Genomic DNA, 525 nt, shown 5'->3' on the forward strand with positions numbered 1-525 from the left:
CGGATCCAGAAGGCGTCGCCGTTGCGCGACGCCATGACCGCCGCGAGCGTCGCGCCATCGAAGGCCGTCTCCCCGGCGGTCAGCACCAGAACGCGCAGCGGCAGCCCCGCCACGTTCAGCGCGTTGCCCAGCAGCGCCGCGCCGGCCAGCCACCGGCGCAGCCTGGCCCGGTCCCCGGGCGCCAGCATGTCGCCGTAGCCGAGCCCGAACAGCGCCAGGCCCGCGGCGCCCAGCATCGCCGCATGCGTCGCCGCGCGCAGCATCACCAGCGCGGCGTCCAGGGTGCTGGGGTCGGGCTGCAGATACTCGAGGATCATCCGGGCGCTCCGAGCCGGAATCGCAGCGTGCCGCCGACCTCGTGGCCATCCGCCGAGATGGCCCGCCAGACCGCACGCCACGCGCCGGGCGGCAGGTCGCGGCCGATGCCGGCGCGGTGCTCCGGCCGCGGCGCGAGGTCGCGGGTGCGGCGCAGCGGCCATTCCGACTCGTCCTGCGCGAAGAGCCGCAGCGCGGTGAGCTGCACCG

General features: G+C 76.6%; 2 protein-coding genes. Both read right to left on the bottom strand.

Going from position 1 to position 525, the window contains the following annotated elements; translation table 11 throughout:
- Positions 1–317: hypothetical protein (locus OZN99_RS33335; RefSeq protein WP_408612012.1), on the bottom strand; the 317-nt coding region annotated here is incomplete at its 3' end.
- Positions 314–525, bottom strand: a 212-nt coding sequence (locus tag OZN99_RS33340) for a copper resistance protein CopC (RefSeq protein ID WP_270939441.1), incomplete at its 5' end; no start/stop codon positions are given. The genes OZN99_RS33335 and OZN99_RS33340, both read right to left, overlap by 4 nt.

The sequence above is a fragment of the Falsiroseomonas oryzae genome, assembly GCF_027856955.1.
Taxonomy (GTDB): domain Bacteria; phylum Pseudomonadota; class Alphaproteobacteria; order Acetobacterales; family Acetobacteraceae; genus Falsiroseomonas; species Falsiroseomonas oryzae.